Source organism: Streptomyces sp. NPDC002104, assembly GCF_053593795.1.
The window spans coordinates 1-17,597 of record NZ_JBSFDF010000073.1; the positions used below are offsets into that span (position 1 = coordinate 1).

General features: G+C 75.5%; 13 protein-coding genes. 7 read left to right on the plus strand and 6 right to left on the minus strand.

Going from position 1 to position 17,597, the window contains the following annotated elements:
* Nucleotides 1-208 precede the first annotated feature (208 nt).
* Genes ACWCP2_RS35380 through ACWCP2_RS35390 form a run of 3 tightly spaced genes read right to left on the minus strand, consistent with a single transcriptional unit; the run spans nucleotide 209 to nucleotide 2,495 of the window.
* The gene (locus ACWCP2_RS35380; protein ID WP_450912660.1) at nucleotides 209-1,072 is read right to left on the minus strand and encodes a 5-oxoprolinase subunit C family protein; all 864 of its coding nucleotides are present in this window, start codon (nucleotides 1,070-1,072) and stop codon (nucleotides 209-211) included.
* Entirely contained in the window at nucleotides 1,069-1,686 is a 618-nt protein-coding gene (locus tag ACWCP2_RS35385; protein ID WP_450912661.1) for a 5-oxoprolinase subunit B family protein, read from the minus strand. The genes ACWCP2_RS35380 and ACWCP2_RS35385 overlap by 4 nt, the downstream gene beginning before the upstream one ends.
* Nucleotides 1,683-2,495 (minus strand): LamB/YcsF family protein, encoded by an 813-nt coding sequence (locus ACWCP2_RS35390; protein WP_450912662.1) that lies wholly within the window; start codon nucleotides 2,493-2,495, stop codon nucleotides 1,683-1,685. The genes ACWCP2_RS35385 and ACWCP2_RS35390 overlap by 4 nt, the downstream gene beginning before the upstream one ends.
* 107 nt (nucleotides 2,496-2,602) lie before the next feature.
* Between ACWCP2_RS35390 and ACWCP2_RS35395 the strand changes: the two genes are divergently transcribed.
* The 3 genes from ACWCP2_RS35395 (at nucleotide 2,603) to ACWCP2_RS35405 (ending at nucleotide 10,250) form a co-directional block, all read left to right on the plus strand.
* Nucleotides 2,603-4,108 carry a hypothetical protein gene (locus ACWCP2_RS35395; protein WP_383952317.1) on the plus strand — a complete coding sequence of 502 codons (1,506 nt, stop codon included), beginning with the start codon at nucleotides 2,603-2,605 and terminating at the stop codon, nucleotides 4,106-4,108.
* Between the two features lie 439 nt (nucleotides 4,109-4,547).
* Nucleotides 4,548-5,486 (plus strand): hypothetical protein, encoded by a 939-nt coding sequence (locus ACWCP2_RS35400; RefSeq protein ID WP_450912663.1) that lies wholly within the window; start codon nucleotides 4,548-4,550, stop codon nucleotides 5,484-5,486.
* Nucleotides 5,487-5,555: 69 nt separating this feature from the next.
* The gene (locus ACWCP2_RS35405) at nucleotides 5,556-10,250 is read left to right on the plus strand and encodes a hypothetical protein (RefSeq protein WP_450912664.1); all 4,695 of its coding nucleotides are present in this window, start codon (nucleotides 5,556-5,558) and stop codon (nucleotides 10,248-10,250) included.
* Between the two features lie 45 nt (nucleotides 10,251-10,295).
* Here ACWCP2_RS35405 and ACWCP2_RS35410 read toward each other — a convergent pair whose 3' ends face one another.
* On the minus strand, nucleotides 10,296-10,757 hold the full coding sequence (locus ACWCP2_RS35410) for a hypothetical protein (protein ID WP_450912665.1): 462 nt from the start codon (nucleotides 10,755-10,757) through the stop codon (nucleotides 10,296-10,298).
* Between the two features lie 395 nt (nucleotides 10,758-11,152).
* Between ACWCP2_RS35410 and ACWCP2_RS35415 the strand changes: the two genes are divergently transcribed.
* From ACWCP2_RS35415 to ACWCP2_RS35430, 4 genes are read left to right on the plus strand one after another with little or no spacing between them, the layout of a single operon-like run.
* Nucleotides 11,153-14,209 carry a sensor histidine kinase gene (locus ACWCP2_RS35415; RefSeq protein ID WP_450912679.1) on the plus strand — a complete coding sequence of 1,019 codons (3,057 nt, stop codon included), beginning with the start codon at nucleotides 11,153-11,155 and terminating at the stop codon, nucleotides 14,207-14,209.
* Nucleotides 14,206-14,643 carry a roadblock/LC7 domain-containing protein gene (locus ACWCP2_RS35420; protein WP_243341589.1) on the plus strand — a complete coding sequence of 146 codons (438 nt, stop codon included), beginning with the start codon at nucleotides 14,206-14,208 and terminating at the stop codon, nucleotides 14,641-14,643. The genes ACWCP2_RS35415 and ACWCP2_RS35420 overlap by 4 nt, the downstream gene beginning before the upstream one ends.
* A gap of 10 nt (nucleotides 14,644-14,653) precedes the next feature.
* On the plus strand, nucleotides 14,654-15,106 hold the full coding sequence (locus ACWCP2_RS35425; RefSeq protein WP_450912666.1) for a DUF742 domain-containing protein: 453 nt from the start codon (nucleotides 14,654-14,656) through the stop codon (nucleotides 15,104-15,106).
* Nucleotides 15,087-15,710, plus strand: a complete 624-nt coding sequence (locus ACWCP2_RS35430) for a GTP-binding protein (RefSeq protein WP_450912667.1) — start codon at nucleotides 15,087-15,089, stop codon at nucleotides 15,708-15,710. The genes ACWCP2_RS35425 and ACWCP2_RS35430 overlap by 20 nt, the downstream gene beginning before the upstream one ends.
* A 214-nt stretch (nucleotides 15,711-15,924) precedes the next feature.
* Here the strand turns inward: ACWCP2_RS35430 and ACWCP2_RS35435 are convergent, their stop codons facing one another.
* Together ACWCP2_RS35435 and ACWCP2_RS35440 are read right to left on the minus strand one after the other, a co-directional pair.
* Entirely contained in the window at nucleotides 15,925-17,115 is a 1,191-nt protein-coding gene (locus tag ACWCP2_RS35435; protein ID WP_450912668.1) for a lipid-transfer protein, read from the minus strand.
* Entirely contained in the window at nucleotides 17,112-17,570 is a 459-nt protein-coding gene (locus ACWCP2_RS35440; protein ID WP_450912669.1) for a Zn-ribbon domain-containing OB-fold protein, read from the minus strand. The genes ACWCP2_RS35435 and ACWCP2_RS35440 overlap by 4 nt, the downstream gene beginning before the upstream one ends.
* Nucleotides 17,571-17,597: the final 27 nt, after the last annotated feature.

Below are 17,597 nucleotides of genomic sequence, written 5' to 3' on the forward strand. Positions count from 1 at the left end.
GATGAAGTCGTCGAAGTCCAGCGGTCCCAGGGTCACTTCGGCCGCCTCGCCGGCGTTTGAGGCGCGGGTCCGGGCTGGCCCGGGGAACGGTGGAAGGGCGGGTAGGGGAACTCCGCCCCGCGCAGCGGTGACTCGCAGCCGGGGTCGGCCGGGGAGCGCCCCGCGCGGCGGCGCACCCCGCAGCCCGGGCCGCGGCCCGCCGCAGGAGTCAGAGGCGGAGGAAGCGGATCGGGGTTCCCGGGGGTGCCTGCGCCGCCGCAGCGAGGGCGGGGCCCGCCACCACCCCCACCACCGGATACCCCCCGGTCACGGGATGGTCGGCCAGGAACACCACCGGCTGCCCGTCCGGCGGCACCTGCACAGCCCCCAGCACCATCCCCTCGCTCGGCAGCTCCCCGCCCCGCGCCCGGACCAGCGCCGGCCCCTCCGTGCGCAGCCCGATGCGGTTCGAAGCGGCCGAGACGCGGTACGCCGCCCGCAGCAGCCGCCCCGTCACCGACTCCGCCGTGAACCAGTCGGCCCGCGGCCCCAGCCGCAGCGGAAGCACCAGTTCCGAGGGAGGGCCCGGCGCCGCCAGGCCGTCCAGCCCGGCCACCGGGTCCGGACCGGGCGTGCCCACCGGCAGCACCGCCCCCGCCACCAGCACCGGCGGCCCGAGGCCCGACAGCAGGTCGGTCGAGCGACTGCCCAGCACCGGCTCGACCGCGAACCCGCCCCGCACCGCCACGTAGCCGCGCACCCCCGACTCCGCCCGGCCCACCTCCAGCTCCGCCCCGGGGCGCAGCAGGACGGGGGCGCCCCAGGCCACCGGGCGCCCGCAGACCCGTACCGCGCACGGCGCCCCGGTCACCGCCACCGTCACCGTGCCGCCGACCGCCCGCAGGGCCACACCGTCCAGGGTCGTCTCCAGGACGGCCGCCCCGGCCGGATTGCCGAGCAGCCGGTTCGCCAGGGCCCGCGCCCCCGTGTCCAGGGCCCCGGACAGGGGGACGCCGAGGTGGGCGTACCCGGGCCGCCCCTGGTCCTGGACGGTGCTCAGCGCGCCCGCCCGTACGACCTCCAGCGCCCTCACGCCGCCTCCTCGAACCGCACCCGTACCCCCGGCGCGAACAGCGCGGCCGGTTCGCGCGCCGGGTCCCACAGCACCGCGTCGGTGGACCCGATCAGCTGCCAGCCGCCGGGGGAGGAGCGCGGGTAGACCCCGGCGTACTCGCCCGCGAGGGCCAGCGAGCCCCCGGGTACCGCCGTACGGGGCGTCGCGCGCCGGGGCAGGTGGAGGCGGGCGGGCAGGCCCGTCAGGTAGCCGAAGCCGGGGGCGAACCCGCAGAAGGCCACCCGGAAGGTGATCGCGCCGACGATCCCGGGAACCTCCTCCGGGGACACCTCCCACAGGGCGGCCACCTCCGCGAGGTCCGGGCCGTCGTAGCGCACCGGGACCGTCAGCGGGGGCGGCCCGTCGGCCGGTGCGAGCGGGGGGATCCGCCAGCGGGCGATCCGGGCCGCGAGGGCGCCCGGCTCCCGTACCCCGTCCAGCAGGACGGTCCGGGCCGCCGGCACGATCTCCCGTACGCCGCCCAGCTCACCCGCGTCCCGGCGGCGCAGCAGCTCCGCGTGGAGCGCGGCCACCTCCCCGGCGGAGTCCAGCTCCAGCAGCAGCGCCTCGGCGCCGGCCTCCAGCGCCCTCACGCGAAGGCCTCCACCCGGATCCCGGCCCCGCCGAGCGCCCCGCGGACGCGCAGGGCGAGGCCGGCGGCGCCCGGGGTGTCCCCGTGCAGGCACAGGGAGCGGGCGGCCACCGCGATCCGGGAGCCGTCGGCGGCCGTCACGGCGTGCGAGGCGGCCATGTCCACCGCGCGGGCGACCACCGCGTCCGGGTCGTGGACCACGGCGCCCGGCTCTCCGCGCGGTACGAGGGTGCCCGCGGGGGTGTAGGCGCGGTCGGCGAAGGCCTCCGGGACGGCCGGCAGCCCGGCCCGCCCGGCGGCCTCCAGCAGCAGGGAACCGGGCAGCCCGAGGACCGGGAGCCCGGCGGGACCGGCAGCGAGCAGCACGCCCGCCACCACGGCGGAGGCCTGGGCGGAGTCGTGCACGGTGCGGTTGTAGAGCGCGCCGTGCGGTTTCACGTACGACACCCGGGAACCGGCCGCCCGCGCGAAGACCTCCAGCGCCCCGATCTGGTAGGCCACCTCGTCGGCCAGTTCACCGGCCGGCACGTCCATGGAACGGCGGCCGAAGCCCGCCAGGTCCCGGTACGAGACCTGCGCGCCGATCCGCACCCCGCGCGCGGCCGCCAGCTCGCAGACGCGGCGCATGATGGACGGATCGCCGGCGTGGAAGCCGCAGGCGACGTTGGCGCTCGTGACGACCGACAGCAGGGCCTCGTCGTCGGTCAGCGTCCACCGCCCGAAGCCCTCGCCGAGGTCGGCGTTGAGATCGATCACGGGGACGTCCGCCTGGGTGGCCGCCGGGGATTCCGGCGTGATCATGGAAGCCATGCGGTGAGCGTAGAACAGGGCGCGGGCCCTCGCGGGCGGCCGGTCCGGAGGATCGGGCGAACCATCCCGTTTGGGATGTTGTCAGGGTCAGCGCCTAGTCTTTGCCCGTGACTCTCCCCGCCCCGGCGAAGACCCTTCCCTCCCCGGCGCCGGGCCCGGCCGCCGACGAGGGCCTGGCCCGGCGGCTGCGCGCGCTCGCCTGCACCGCCCCGCTCCACGACCTCGACGTGCGCAAGGCCAATCTGGCCGGCGAGTACGGGGTCTACGCGATGGCGGAGGTCGCGCTCGCCGCGATCGACCTGGTCACGCTCAACATGGACTTCGACACGGGCGCGGACCACGAGCAGATAGTGGCCCGCCTGCTGCCGCGCGTCGCCGCCCAGGCGCCGGCGCGCCCCGCGGCCGAGCACGAGCGGGTGGCCCGCTGGGTGCTGGAGAACCTCATCAACGTCGGCAGCGTCGACCGCGGATTCCGCGCGATCTACGGCACGTTCGGCCCGGACGGGGTGTACGTCCGCCGCGACTACGACTTCAAGCTCATCGAGGAAGTCCCGGGCTACGGCGGCGCGGTGTACCTGCGCACGACGGACGAGGCCGTCAACGTCCTGGTCGGCGCGCTCGACACGGACGTCACCAGCGCGCAGATCGCCGCCGAGGTCAAACTGGAGGTCCTGATCAGCCGGGGCCGACTCGCCGACGCCCAACTCGCCGCCGAACAGGCCCGCTACCGCACCGTCCAGTACGCCGAGACCCTGCGCCGCACCCTGGACGCGACCCGGCGCAACGTGCGGGCGGTGGACTGGCTGGTGACCGTCCCCGACATGATCGCGGAGGCCCTCGACCACGTCGCCGACCGCTACCGTCACGAGAACGCGATCCTGACCAACATCCGCAAGGCCCGCGACGAGGCGGAGGAGCCGGACAACAAGCGGCGCGCCGCCGAGCTCGTCGACATCGTCAAGGACTGCATCCGCCGCCACACCCAGCTCCAGTCCCGGCTCCTGGACGCGGGCCCGCTCTTCCGCGCCGAACAGGACCGCCAGGCCTTCGCGGCGCCCGCGCCGCGCTCCGGGATCGACCTGTACGGGCAACTGGTGGCTCCCGTCCTCCCCCTGCCCGTCGCGCAGGCCATCCGGGTCACGGACGCCTTCTTCGCATCGGGCGCCGGCCTGCGCACCCCCGTCTCGGTCCGGGTCGCGGACCTGGTGGAGATCCTCCTGACCCCGCCGGTGGAGCGGGAGCACCTGGGGCTGGAGATGCCGGAGCCGGACCTGATCGCGACCCCGGACGACAGCCGTTTCAGCGAGGAGCAGCTCGCCGCCGCGATGGCACTCCTCGAACTCCCGCACGACGCCCCGCGCCGGCTGTCCGGCCTCCTGGCGGAGGCCCGCCGCTCCGACCCCGATCTCCCCTACCTGGTCGCCCTGCTGGCCGTCCACGCGGCGAGCCCGGCGGTGGGCACGGCGTACCGCCAGGGCGAGGAGCGCCTCCTCTTCGCGGTCGACGACGGCACGGAACTCGAAGACCCCGAATTCGGCGGCGCGGACCTCATCGTCGGCACCGCCCTCCTGGACGCGGCAGCCATGACGGCGGACCGCACGGAGGCGGCATGACCCACCCCTCCCGAACCCCCCGGCCCACGCCGTCCGAACACCGCCGCGCACCGCGCCCCGCCGGACCGGTGAGACCTGGATCCCCGCCCGCGCTGTCGCCCGCCCGGTCCGCGCCGTCGGGGTCTGGTTTCGCGCTGTCGCGGGTCCGGCCCGCACCGTTCGGGTCCGGGCCCGCGTCCTCGCGTGGTCGGGCCGGCGCTGCCCGGCGTACGGCCGTGCCCGGTCGGGACGGCGGTGTCGGCGGCCCCGCGGCCGGGCCCGCGGGGTGGCTCGCAGGGGCGGAGCCCCTGGCGGCCCGGTCCCACCCGGGGGTGTGGGGGCTTGCCCCTGCTTTCGGGAAGGGGCGGGGTGGGGGAGAACCCGCCCCCGCCGAAGCCACCGCGCCGCAACACGTCAGCACCCGCTTGAGCCCCACCCGTACCACCGAGGAGACCCACCCGTGAGCGACCACCACGCCGAGCAGCACCCCGCGTGGAGCGAGCCCGACGCGCACGAGGCCCCGGCTCCGGTGCAGGCACACGTACAGGCGCCGGCCCCGGCCCCGGCCCCGCAGGGAACCCTCACCCCCGCGGACGCCGCCGACGCGGCCCGCCTCGTCGCCTTCGGGCTCCAGCCCAAGCTGCTGCCCGCCCGCGACGCGGAGTACGCCGAACTGCTCCGCCGCTACCGCGAGGACCCCGCCTTCGCCCGCCTCGCGGACGCCGTCGCCACCGGCCTCGGCCTGGTCGTCCTGGAGGTGTCCTCCCGCGCGGGCATGGCCGTGGCCGCCGGCGAGGACTCCGTCTTCGCCGTCCGCATGGGCGACTACGCCCGCCGCACCACCGCCGACTCCGCGGACCGCTTCCTGCACGGCCTCGCCCACCTCGCCGTGGCGGCCCTCGCCTTCCCCCGCCCCGAAGACCTCGCCGACGACGGCTACATCGGCCGGATCACCGTCAACGGCGTTGACGCCTTCGTCCGGCAGACCTGCCGCCGCCTGGAGGAGCGCGCCGAGGAGCTCGGCGAGAACACCGACCCGGCCTCCGACGCCCCCGGCCTGGAGGCCGCCTGGCGGGTCTACGCCCGCCGCAGCGCGACCGGCGCCACCAAGGACGCCCGCCGGCTGGCCGGTTCCACCACCGGCATCGTCGGCAAGGCCGCCGCCTTCCTCACCGACTCCGGGTTCCTCCAGCGCACCGGGGACGAGGCCGGAGGCACGTACCGCACCACCCCCCGCTACCAGCTCCAGGTCCGCGACATGGCGGGCAGCGCGGCCATGGCCGAGCTCCTCGACCTGGGCGTGGTCCCCGTCAGCGACGGCTCCGCCAGCCTGCTGCCGCCGCCCGAGGGCGACGACCTCGAACTCGCCGCCGACGCGGGCCTGCCCTTCCACGCCTAGCCGGCGCCCCGCCACCCGTCCCCGTACGGCCCACGTACGACCTACGAAGAACGACGAGAGTCCGCCGCCATGTACGAGCTGTCCCGGATCCGCCTCTACTCCATCGGGCCCGCCGGCGCGCGCTACGCCGACACCGTGCTCGACCTGCGCGGAGTCGGCGAGCCGGTGCCCCACCCGGCGCCCACCCAGGCGGAGTTCTTCGAGGACGAGCCCACCGGCCCGCCGCGCCGCCCCGCGCCCGCGGGCGTGCTCTTCCTGGAGAACGGCGGCGGCAAGTCCGTCCTGCTCAAGCTGATCTTCTCGGTCATGCTCCCCGGCCACCGCAACACCCTGGGCGGCGCCAGCTCCGGCGTCCTGCGCAAGTTCCTGCTGGCCGACGACTGCGGCCACGTCGCGCTGGAATGGCAGCACACCCAGACCGGCGAGTGCGTGGTCGTCGGCAAGGTCAGCGAATGGCGCGGCCGCCAAGTCTCCAACGACCCGCGCAAGTTCGCCGAGGCCTGGTACTCCTTCCGCCCCGGCCCGGGCCTCAGCCTGGACAACCTCCCCGTGGCCGAGGCCACTTCGGTGCGCCCGCCCGTGGAAGGCGTCTCCGGCGCCCAGGGCCGGCGCCGCACCATGAAGGGCTTCCGCGACGCCCTCACCGAAGCCGGCAAGGCGTACCCGCACCTCGAGGTGTACTTCGAGGAGATCCACGACCGCTGGAACGAGCACCTCACCGAGGTCGGCCTCGACCCCGAACTCTTCCGCTACCAGCGCGAGATGAACGCCGACGAGGGCGAGGCCGCCGGCCTCTTCGCGGTGAAGAAGGACTCCGACTTCACCGACCTCCTGCTGCGCGCCGTCACCGACACCCGGGACACGGACGGCCTCGCCGACCTCGTCCACGGCTTCGGCAACAAGCTCGGCCGCCGCGCCGAGCTGATGGCCGAACGGGAGTTCACCGCGGGTTCGGTGGAGCTCCTCAACAAGATCGTCGAAGCCGCCGCGGCCCGTTCCCGGCTGCGCGACGTCCACGCCGGCGCCGAACGCCGTACGCGCACCCTCGCCCGGCGCCTGTCCGCCCGCGCCGCCGAGGAGCGCGGCCGCGCCGCCGACCTCGCCCAGCGCGTCACCGGCGCCGCCCACCAGGTCACCGCCGCCGAGTCCGCGCGCGCCCGCAGCGCCGCCGTCTCGGCCGAACTCGCCTACCGGCACGCCTCGCTGGCCCTGACCGTCGCCGACAAGGCCGCCGCCGCGCAGCGCCGCGAACTCCTCGAAGCGCGCACCCTGCACTCCGCCTGGCAGGCCGCCGAGCACGTGCTGCGCCACCGCTCCGCCGCCGACCGCTCCGCCCGGGTCGCCGCCGCGATCCTGGAGGCCGAGCGGGACGCCGCCCCGGCGCTCGCCGCCCGCGCCACCGCCGCCACCGAGCTCGTACGGGCCCTGCACGCCGCCGCCGAACAGGGCGAGCGGGCGGCCAACGAGGAGGAGGAGCGCTCCGCCGTCCTCCAGGAGACCGGCGAGGCCTCCCACCGCGCCGCCACCGCCGCCGCCACCGCCGCCCAGCGGGCCCGCAGCGAGGCCGAGCACCTGCGCGCCCGCCTCGCCGAGGTCCAGCAGGAGACAGCCGAGGCCGTCCGGGCCGGCTGGCTCGACGACTCCGCCCCCGACGCCGACCCGGCCCGCGCGGCCCTCGCCGCCGCCGACGCGGAGAAGACGGCCGTGGCCGCCTGGGACGAGTCCCGCGAGGCGGCCCGCACGGCCACCGAGGCCGCCCGCGAGGCCGCCGCGGCGGAATCCCGCGCGGAACTCACCGCCGCCCGCGCGGCGGACGCCGCCGACGCGGCCGAGGCCGCCCACGACGCCGAGCACAAGGCCGCCGCGTCCCTCGCGGCCGCCCCGCGCCTGGCGGCCCTCCTGGGCGCCCCGTCGGCACCCGGCGCCGCCGACCCGTCCCCGCGCGCCGACGGCGGTACGCCTCCCAGCGGGCCCGGGCCCGACGCCTCCGGCCGGGGCTCCGCCGGAACCCCGCCCGCGGGGCACCCCGGCGCGCCCGGCGCCACCGGCTGGCTCACCGCCGAGGACCTGGACCGGGGCGCCGACGAGCTGCGCACCCTGCTCACCGACTCGGTCGCCGCCGCCGAACGCCAGCTCTTCGACCTGCGCACCGCCGCCGCCGACGACTCCCGCATCCTCGGCGCCCTCGGCGACGGCGGTCTGCTGCCGCCCGGCCCCGACGTCCTCGCCACGGTCGAGTTCCTCGGCGAGCACGGCATCCCGGCCCTCCCCGGCTGGCGCTACCTCGCCCAGTCCGTGGACCCGGCCGACCACGCGGCCGTCCTCGCCGCCCGCCCCGAACTCGTCGACGGCGTCGTCATCACCGACCCCGACACCCACTCCCGGGCCCGCGAGGCCCTCTCCGGCGCCGCCCTGCTGCCCCGCTCCACCGTCGCCGTCGGCACGGCCGCGGCCCTGCTCGCTCCGGTGCCCCCGGCCGGCGACGCCACGGACACGGGCATCTTCATCGTGCCGCCGAACCCGGCCATGCACGACGAGCACGCCGCCGACGAGGAACGCCAGGCGCTGCGCGCCCGCGCCACCGCCCGCGACACCGAGATCCGCGAGCTCGCCGCCCGCCTGTCCGGCGACCGCGAGCTCGCCGCCCGGCTGCTGTCCTGGCGCACCGGCTGCCCGCCCGGCCGCCTCGCCGAGCTGGCGGAGCAGGCCGCCGCCGCCCGCGGCTTCGCCGAGGAGACCGACGCCGAGCTCGCGGAGGCCCGTACCGTACGCGCCGAGGCAGACGAGGCCGCCGCCGACGCCGCCCGGGTCCGCGACGAGCGCCAGGACACCGCCCAGCGCGCCCGCCGCGTGGCGGATGCCCTCGCGGGCCTCGCCTACCGGCTGCGCGAGCGCGCCGGCTGGCAGACCAAGCTGCGCGAACTCGCCGACGACGCCGCCGAGTCCGAGGCCCGCGCCGAGGTCTGCCTCGACCGGGCCCGCGCCGCCGACGAGGACCGCCGCGCCGCCCAGCGCGCCGCCGACGACGCCCGCCGCACCGCCCGCGCCCTGCGCGCCGAGCGTGCCGAGATCGCCGGCGCCCCCGATCCGCTGCCCGCGGGCGACGGCACGGCCAAGGCCCCGCTGCCCGCGCTGCGCGAGGCCTACCGCGCCGCCTCCCAGCTCTACGAGAAGGTCGGCGTCGGCGCCGACCTGCGCTCCGAGCAGGCCCGCGCCGAGAGCGACGAAAGCGTGGCCCTCGCCGAACTCGACCGCCTCACCAACAAGGTCCGTACCCGCGCCGCCCAGCTCCTCGAAGGCACAGACGGGGCCGACGGCCCCTCCCGGCAGGCCGCGGCCGCCCGCGCCGAGGCGCTCGTACAGATGCTGGAGACCCGCGCCTCCACCGCCAGCGAGCAGCTCGGCCGGCTCCGCGGCGAGGCCGAACGGCACGCCCCCGCCGAGGGCGAGGCGCACACCGAGCTGCCCGAGGAGCTGATCCCCGACGACGTCGAGGCCGCCCAGGCCATGCTCCGTACGGCCACGGCCCAACTCGCCGCCCACACCGCCTCCGTGGAGTCCGCCCGCGCGGCCCACACCGACCTGCTGCGCGCCCACCGCACCGCCGAGGAGGGCGCGGGCGGCTTCGACGAGACCGCGGCCATGCTCCGGGACCTCCTGCGGGACCACACCCACCCGGAGGACGAGCAGGAACCGGTGGCCCACCCCGGCAGCCTGGAGGAGGCCCGCCAGTCGGCCACCGAGGCCCGCCGTTCGCTACGGGGCTGCGCCGCCGACCTGTCGGCCGCCGAGGCCGCCGTCCGCGAGGCGAGCGACATCCTGGTCCGGCACGCCAACGCCAACCGCTACGAGCAGGTGCGCACCCCCGCCCGCCAGCAGATCCGCGAACTGCCCGCCTCCGCCCTGCCCGAGCACGCGGCCGCCTGGGCCGTCGCCTTCGCCCCCCGGCTGCGCGTCCTCACCGACGAGCTGGCGCAGCTGGAGCGCAACCGGGACAGCATCGTGGACCGGCTGCGCGGCCTCGTGGAATCGGCCCTGGCCACCCTGCGCTCCGCCCAGCGGCTCTCCCAGCTCCCCGAAGGGCTGGGGGAGTGGTCGGGCCAGGAGTTCCTGCGCATCCGCTTCGAGGAGCCCGACCAGGCCACCCTCACCGAACGCCTCGGCGAGGTCATCGACGAGGCCACCCGCGCCGCGGTGAAGAAGAACAGCACCGCCTCCTTCGGCGAGGGCCGCCGCGACGGCATGTCGCTGCTGCTGCACGGGGTCTCGGCGGCGCTGGAACCCAAGGGCATCGCCGTGGAGATCCTCAAGCCTGACGCGGTGCTGCGCGCCGAGCGGGTCCCGGTCGGCCAGATGGGTGACGTGTTCTCCGGCGGCCAGCTGCTGACCGCGGCGATCGCGCTGTACTGCACCATGGCGGCGCTGCGCAGCAACGACCGGGGCCGCGACAAGCACCGGCACGCGGGCACGCTCTTCCTCGACAACCCGATCGGGCGCGCGAACGCCACGTACTTGCTGGAACTCCAGCGGGCCGTCTCGGACGCGCTCGGCGTCCAGCTGCTGTACACCACGGGCCTGTTCGACACCACGGCCCTCGCCGAGTTCCCGCTGGTCATCCGGCTGCGCAACGACGCGGACCTGCGCGCGGGGCTCAAGTACATCAGCGTCGAGGAACACCTGCGCCCGGGCCTGCCCCAGCAGTTCGCGGACGGAGAGACGATCCACGGCGAGATCACGGCGACCCGCATGTACCGCCGCAGTTAGCGGCTCAGTCCTGCCGGGGGCACGGCACGATCCGCAAGAGACCCCCTAGCCCCGCCCGGTCCCCGTGGGCGGCGGCCAGATGCCCGTCGCCTCGCCCCGTACCGGTATGCGGGGCGGCAGCGGAGGCGCCGAGCGGGCCTCCCGGCGCGCCCCGCGGCGCTCGCGCCGCCGGTCCCGCGCCGTGCTGCTGGGCTCCGAGAGCACCCCGTGGCGCTGGTTCCACGCCTGCCGGGTGATCATCACGTCGAGCACGCCCCACGTGGCCACGACCGTCCCCGCTATCGCGACCAGCGACAGCGGAAGGGCCAGCCAGGAGCCGGTGACCGTCAGGAAGAAGGAGACCGTCGCCACCGTCAGCGTCACGGCGACGATCAGCACCGCCCGTACGGCGGACTCGCGCACCGGGTCCGGCATGCGGCGCCGCCCCGCGGGCTGGTCCACCCACAGGGTCCGCCCCCGCCCGCCCCCGCCGGGCCCCTCACCGTGGTCCTCGTACTTCTTCGCCATGGCCAACTCCCTCCCCTCCCTGCGGCCGCTCATGCCCGCCCCGAACAGGTAGACGCACGAAGGGGCCGAGAGATTCCCGGATCCCGGACCGGCCGGTCGCCCCGGAGTATCGCGGAACGAAGAATTCCAGCCATCCATTCCGCTACGGGAACCGAGGCCCCACGGAGTGTCATCTGCCACATATCGGGCCGCACTTCCCCGGATCTATCGGACAACTCGTGATCTTCGCCCGGGGGTCAGGCCGAAAACGTCCGGACAGGTCTTCGAAGGTTCCCTGTGGCAGTAGTAGGCTCACGCCGTTTAAATGACGGAACACCAACCCCCGGTAACGGGGTTGAGCTGGGGAGGCTGGGGAGGCCATGCGCTTTCGCGGGAAGTCCATCCGCCGGAAGATCGTGGCGTTGCTCCTTGTGCCGCTCGTCTCCCTGACCGCCCTCTGGGGCTTCGCCACGGTCATCACCGGCCGGCAGGCCGTTCAACTGCTCGGTGTCGCCTACGTCATCGACAAGGTCGGCTACCCCGTCGAGGACGTCGTCCGCGTCATCCAGAAGGAGCGCCGCCAGACCCTGGTGGTCATCGGTGACCCGCGCGCCTCCAACGCCACCACCGAGCTGGCCAAGAGCCGCGCGGCCACCGACGAGGCGGTGGAGAGGATCTCCGCCGACGCCCAGGACCCCGACGTCGTCGACGAACTCACCCCGGCCTCGGCCCAGCACCTGAGCTCCATCCTCGAAGCCTTCCACAGCATCGGAGCACTGCGCGGCGCGGTGGACGGCGGCTCCGTCGACACCAACCAGGCGCTGGAGCTCTACAACCGGCTCGTGGACCCCTGCTACGACTTCCTCATGAACCTCCACGCGCTCCAGGACGTGGAGATGGACAAGCAGGGCCGCGCCCTCGTCGGCGTCACCCGCGCCCGCGAGACGCTCTCCCGCGAGGACGCCCTCGTCGCGGGGGCCCTCGCCGCCCGCAACGTGAGCCAGGGCGACGTCCGGCACGTCTCCGACTTCGTCGCCAACCGCAAGCTGCTCTACGAGTTCAACCTCGCGATCCTCCCGGCCGATGACCGGGAGCAGTTCGAGCAGTACTGGAACAACCCGGAGAGCCGCGCCCTGCGCGAGGCAGAGGAACGATTCCTCGTCCAGGGCGCGACCCACAGCCCCCGCAACGTGACCGCCGCCCAGTGGGACGAGGCCGCCGGCAAGGTGCTCGGCGACCTCGCCGTCATGGGCACCGCCGCGGGCGACCGCTACCAGAAGCGCGTCGAGCCCGTCGCCATGGACGTCCTGGTCCAGGCCGCCCTCGCCGGGGTGCTCGGGTTCATCGCCCTCGTCGTCTCCCTCGTCCTGTCCGTGCGCATCGGCCGCGACCTGATCCGCGACCTGTCCCGGCTGCGCAAGGAGGCCCACGAGGTCTCCGGCATCCGCCTGCCCGGCGTGATGCGCCGCCTCGCCGCGGGCGAGCACGTGGACGTGGAGACCGAGGCCCCCCGCCTGGAGTACGAGAAGGACGAGGTCGGCCAGGTCGGCCAGGCCCTCAACTCCCTGCAGCGCGCGGCCATCGAGGCCGCCGTCAAGCAGGCCGAGCTCCGCCGCGGGGTGTCCGAGGTGTTCGTCAACCTCGCCCGGCGCAACCAGGTGCTGCTGCACCGCCAGCTCACCCTGCTCGACACCATGGAGCGGCGCACCGAGGACACCGAGGAGCTCGCCGACCTCTTCCGCCTCGACCACATGACCACCCGCATGCGCCGCCACGCCGAGGGCCTGGTGATCCTCTCCGGCGCCGCGCCCTCCCGCCAGTGGCGCAAGCCCATCCAGCTGATGGACGTCGTACGGGCCGCCGTCGCCGAGGTCGAGGACTACGAGCGCATCGAGGTGCGCCGGCTGCCGCGCCTGGGCATCGCCGGCCCGGCCGTCGCCGACGTCACCCATCTCATCGCCGAACTCCTGGAGAACGCCACCGTCTTCTCCCCGCCGCACACGGCGGTCCAGGTCCTCGGCGAGCGCGTGGCCAACGGCTTCACCCTGGAGATCCACGACCGCGGCCTCGGCATGACGCCCGAGGCGCTCTTCGACGCGAACCTCCGGCTCACCGAGACCTCCGAGTTCGAACTCTCCGACACCGACCGGCTCGGCCTGTTCGTCGTCAGCCGCCTCGCGCACCGGCACGAGGTCAAGGTCCGCCTCCAGATCAGCCCCTACGGAGGCACCACCGCGGTGGTCTTCCTCCCCGCGACCCTGCTGACGGAGGCTCCCGACACCAACGGCACCGGCATCCGGCTCGCCGGTGGCAGGGCGGCCGGCGGCCCGGTCGGCTCCGCCCGCCCGAAGGCCGTCACCGAGCGGGGCGGCGGCGAGCGCCGGCTCCCGGCCGGCGCCGAACTGCGCGGCCCCGTCGAGCTGGAGGCCCCGATCGGCATGCTGGGGCTGGACGAGCCCGTCCCGGCCCCGGAGGACGTCCCCACGGGCCTCGCGGGCTCCACCGGGGCGATCGGACTCACCGGGTTCTCCGGAGCCAAGGGCAGGCCCGCCATGGCCACCCTCGACGACGAGACCCCGCCGAACGGCATCTCGCGCAACTCCCTTCTCGGACTGCGCCAGGCCTCCCGCCCCCACGGCGACAAGCACACCGACCGCGGCGGTCCCCGCAAGGGCGACCGCATCGCGGACCGCATGGGGGAGCGGCCCGCCGAAGGCTCCGGCGACCGTCCGGGCCTCTGGAAGGGCGACCGCTCCACCGACGCCTCCGCCGAGCGGGCCGGCGCCCGGCTCGGCGACCGCGGGCGCGAGCGCCGCGACCGGGACCGCGAGCACCGGGACCGGGAGCGCGAGTCCCTGCCTCCCACGGGCCCGGTCCGCCTGGAGCCGGCGCGAGCGGAATCCGCCCGCCCCGACGGCGCCCGTTCGCCCGGAGCCGTGCCGCTCCCGCGGCGCCGCCCCACCCCGACCCTGGTGGCCGAGCACGGCCGCCGCGTGGAGCCCCGCCCGGTCTCCGCGGTCCCGGACGCGCAGGTGGATCCGGTCCCGAACGGCCCGGCGCACCCCGCGGCGGCGCCCTCCGGAGCGACCCTGCCCCGGCGGATCCGCCAGGCGAGCCTCGCGCCCCAGCTCAAGGACGGCCCCACCCGGGCCGAGGCCGAAGCCGCCGCCGGCCCGGTGGCCGACCGGGACGCCGAGGACGTGCGCCGGCGCATGTCCTCGCTCCAGCGCGGCTGGACCGCCGGCCGCGACCACCACGCGCGGCAGCAGGCGGAGCAGACAGGGCACACGGAGCAGACAGGCCCCACAGGACCCACAGGACCCATAGAGCAGACAGGGCACACGGCGCAGGCGGAGCAGTCCGCCGGCCAGACGCAGCACGCGCAGCGATACGCACCACACCAGTCCGTGACCGAGGCCGGCACCCCTGCCGCCACCGGTCCCGGATGCGAGAGCGAAGGGGACGGTCGATGACCGCACCGCAGTCCGGCAACGACACCAGGGGCCGCGGCTCAGGCCCCCTCAACTGGCTCCTCGACGAGCTCGTCGACCGGGTCGCCAGCATCCGCAAGGCCGTGGTCCTCTCCGGGGACGGCCTGCCCACCGGCAGTTCCAAGGACCTCACCCGGGAGGACAGCGAGCACCTGGCCGCCGTGGCCTCCGGCTTCCACAGCCTCGCCAAGGGCGTCGGCCGCCACTTCGACTCCGGCAGGGTCCGCCAGACCGTCGTCGAGCTGGACGAGGCGTTCCTCTTCGTCATGGCGGCCGGCGACGGAAGCTGCCTGGCGGTGCTCGCCGACGCCGACTCCGACGTCGGCCAGGTCGCGTACGAGATGACCCTCATGGTCAAGCGGGTCGGTGACCACCTGGCGACCGCCCCGCGCACCGGGCTGCCAGCCGGAGGGTGAGACGGACGGCATGAGCGATCCAGGCCAGGACCACCCCGCCCACATCCCCGGAAGCGGCAGCGGCCCCGACACCGTGGCCGGCGCCGCGGCCGGCCAGTGGTTCGACGACGACGCCGGTCCGGTGGTGCGTCCGTACGCGATGACCCGCGGCCGGACCAGCCACGCCGGACAGCACCGCCTCGACCTGATCGCCCTGGTGGTCGCGGAATCCGCGGCCGACGACCCGGTCTGGGACACGACCCTGTCCCCGGAACACGCCGACATCCTCGGGCTCTGCCTGCTCCGCCCGCAGTCCGTCGCGGAGATCGCGGCCGAACTCGACCTCGCGGTCGGGGTCGTACGCGTCCTCATCGGCGATCTCGTCGACGACGAACTGGTGCACGTGACCCGGCCGGTCCCCCCGGCCGAACTGCCCGACGAATCCATTCTGCGTGAGGTGATCGATGGCCTTCGGGCGCTCTAGCCGCACCGGCGCCATGCATGCCGTGACGCCGGTCGAGCCGCTGACCCTGAAAATCCTGGTCGCGGGCGGTTTCGGGGTGGGCAAGACCACCCTGGTCAGTGCGGTGAGTGAGATCAGACCGCTCCGGACGGAGGAACGCCTCTCCGAGCCGGGCCGCGTCATCGACGACACCCGGGGAGTGGAGGGCAAGAGCACCACCACGGTGGCCATGGACTTCGGGCGCATCACCCTGCGCGAGGACCTGGTGCTGTACCTGTTCGGCACCCCCGGACAGGACCGCTTCTGGTTCCTGTGGGACGAGCTGGCCCAGGGCTCGCTCGGCGCCGTCGTCCTCGCGGACACCCGGCGGCTCTCCGACTGCTTCGCGGCCATCGACTACTTCGAACGCCGCGAGATCCCCTTCGTGGTCGCCGTGAACTGCTTCGAGGGAGCGGAGCGCTACCCCGTGCCGGCCGTACGGGCGGCCCTGGACCTCACCCCCGAGGTGCCGGTCCTGCTGTGCGACGCACGGGACCGGGAATCCGTGAAGGACGTCCTGGTGGGGGTCGTGGAGCACGCGATGACCCTGGCCAGGGCCCGCCGCCGGAACCTGACGACCCCCTAGGGGGTGTCTTGCCGAGGGGCCCCGACAGGGAGGCGGCCCGTACCCCCGCCGACTGGGGTACGGGCCGCAGCTCTCATGGGGGGATCCGGGTGTCCCGGTGGCGGCGCGGGACCGTGGAGAGAGTGTGAACCCGCCGCTGGGGGCCGTCAAGCGTTCGGACAGCAGCCGCTGTTCAGCGGCCCACCGGGGTGCGGGCGACCACGCGTCGTACCGCTCAGCGCACGGCGACGACCGCCGATCCGTGCCCGAACAGCCCCTGGTTCGCCGTGATTCCGGCCCGTGCCCCGGCCACCTGCCGCTCCCCGGCGGTGCCCCGCAGCTGCCAGGTCAGCTCGCACACCTGGGCGATGGCCTGAGCGGGCACCGCCTCCCCGAACGAAGCCAGCCCACCACTGGTGTTGACGGGGATCCGGCCGCCGAGCGCGGTCGCGCCCTCCCGTACGAGCTTGGCCCCCTCGCCCTCCCCGCACAGGCCGATGTCCTCGTACCACTCCAGCTCCAGGGCGGTGGACAGGTCGTAGACCTCGGCGAGCGAGAGGTCGTCCGGCCCGAGCCCCGCCTCCTCGTACGCGGCCCGCGCGATCGAGGCCCGGAAGGAACCGGGGGTCGCGGCCACGGCTGTCACCGAGTCCGTGGCGATGTCCGGCAGGTCCAGGACGGTACGGGGATACGTGGGCGTCACCGTGGACACGGCCCGGATCCGCACCGGGTCCGCGGCCCCCCGCGAGCGGGCGAAGTCCATGCTGCTCAGGACGAGCGCCGCGCCCCCGTCGGAGGTGGCGCAGATGTCCAGCAGCCGCAGGGGATCGGCGACGATCGCCGAGGCGGCCACCTCCTCGGCCGTCACGGCCTTGCGGTAGCGGGCGTTCGGGTTCAGCAGCCCGGCCGCCGCGTTCTTCACCTTGACCTGCGCGAAGTCCTCACCGGTGTCCCCGTACAGGGCCATCCGGCGCCGGGCGTACAGCGCGAAGTACGCCGGGTTCGTGGCCCCCAGGATCCGGAAGCGCAGCCAGTCCGGGTCGTCCGGCCGTTCCCCGCCCGCCGGTGCGAAGAACCCCTTCGGGGCGGCGTCCGCCCCGACCACCAGCACCACGTCGGCGAGCCCGGCGAGGATCTGCGCCCGGGCCGCGCCGATGGCCTGGGCGCCGGACGCGCAGGCCGCGTACACGCTGGTCACGCGGGCACCCTGCCAGCCCAGCGCCTGCGCGAAGGTGGCTCCGGCCACGTAGCCGGGGTACCCCGACCGGACGGTGTCGGCCCCCACGATGGACTGCACGTCGGTCCAGTCCAGCCCGGCGTCGGCGAGCGCGGCCCGCGCGGCGGCCCGCCCGTACTCGACGAAGCTGCGCCCCCACTTGCCCCACGGGTGCATGCCGGCTCCGAGGACCGCGATGTCGGCGCTCACCGCTCCACCTCCACGGGCCGGAAGTGCCAGGTGGTCCGGGCGGTGCCGTCGGGGTCCACGTTCAGCACGCCGCCGACCACCTCGACCTCCATCCCGACGGCCAGGTCACCGACGCCCACCCCGGGCACCGTCTGCCCGAGCACGACCATCCCCTCGGCCTCCAGCTCCACGGCGACCAGGGTGTACGGGGTCCAGGGCGCATCCGGGTCGGACACGTACGGCGCGGGCGGGCGGTACCGCCCGTCGGTGTAGGACCAGACCCGGCCGCGCGGGGACAGCGGGGTCTCGGCGAGCTCGCCGCCGCCCGGGCAGCGCGGATTGCGGCAGTACGCGTCCTCGCGCGGGAAGAACACGGCGGCGCAGGCGGAGCACCGGGTGCCGAGCAGGCGGAAGCCCTCCTCCGCCTCGTCCCCGGTGAACCACCCGCTGACCACGGGTGTGCGTGTGCGTTCCAAGACCCCTCCCGAAACAGACATCTGACG

Coding starts and splice junctions, on each gene's coding strand:
- ACWCP2_RS35420 (WP_243341589.1), top strand. CDS start 14,206: ATGACCGCACCGCAGTCCGGCAACGACACCAGGGGCCGCGGCTCAGGC.
- ACWCP2_RS35390 (WP_450912662.1), bottom strand. CDS start 2,495: ATGGCTTCCATGATCACGCCGGAATCCCCGGCGGCCACCCAGGCGGAC.
- ACWCP2_RS35425 (WP_450912666.1), top strand. CDS start 14,654: ATGAGCGATCCAGGCCAGGACCACCCCGCCCACATCCCCGGAAGCGGC.
- ACWCP2_RS35410 (WP_450912665.1), bottom strand. CDS start 10,757: ATGGCGAAGAAGTACGAGGACCACGGTGAGGGGCCCGGCGGGGGCGGG.
- ACWCP2_RS35405 (WP_450912664.1), top strand. CDS start 5,556: ATGTACGAGCTGTCCCGGATCCGCCTCTACTCCATCGGGCCCGCCGGC.
- ACWCP2_RS35430 (WP_450912667.1), top strand. CDS start 15,087: ATGGCCTTCGGGCGCTCTAGCCGCACCGGCGCCATGCATGCCGTGACG.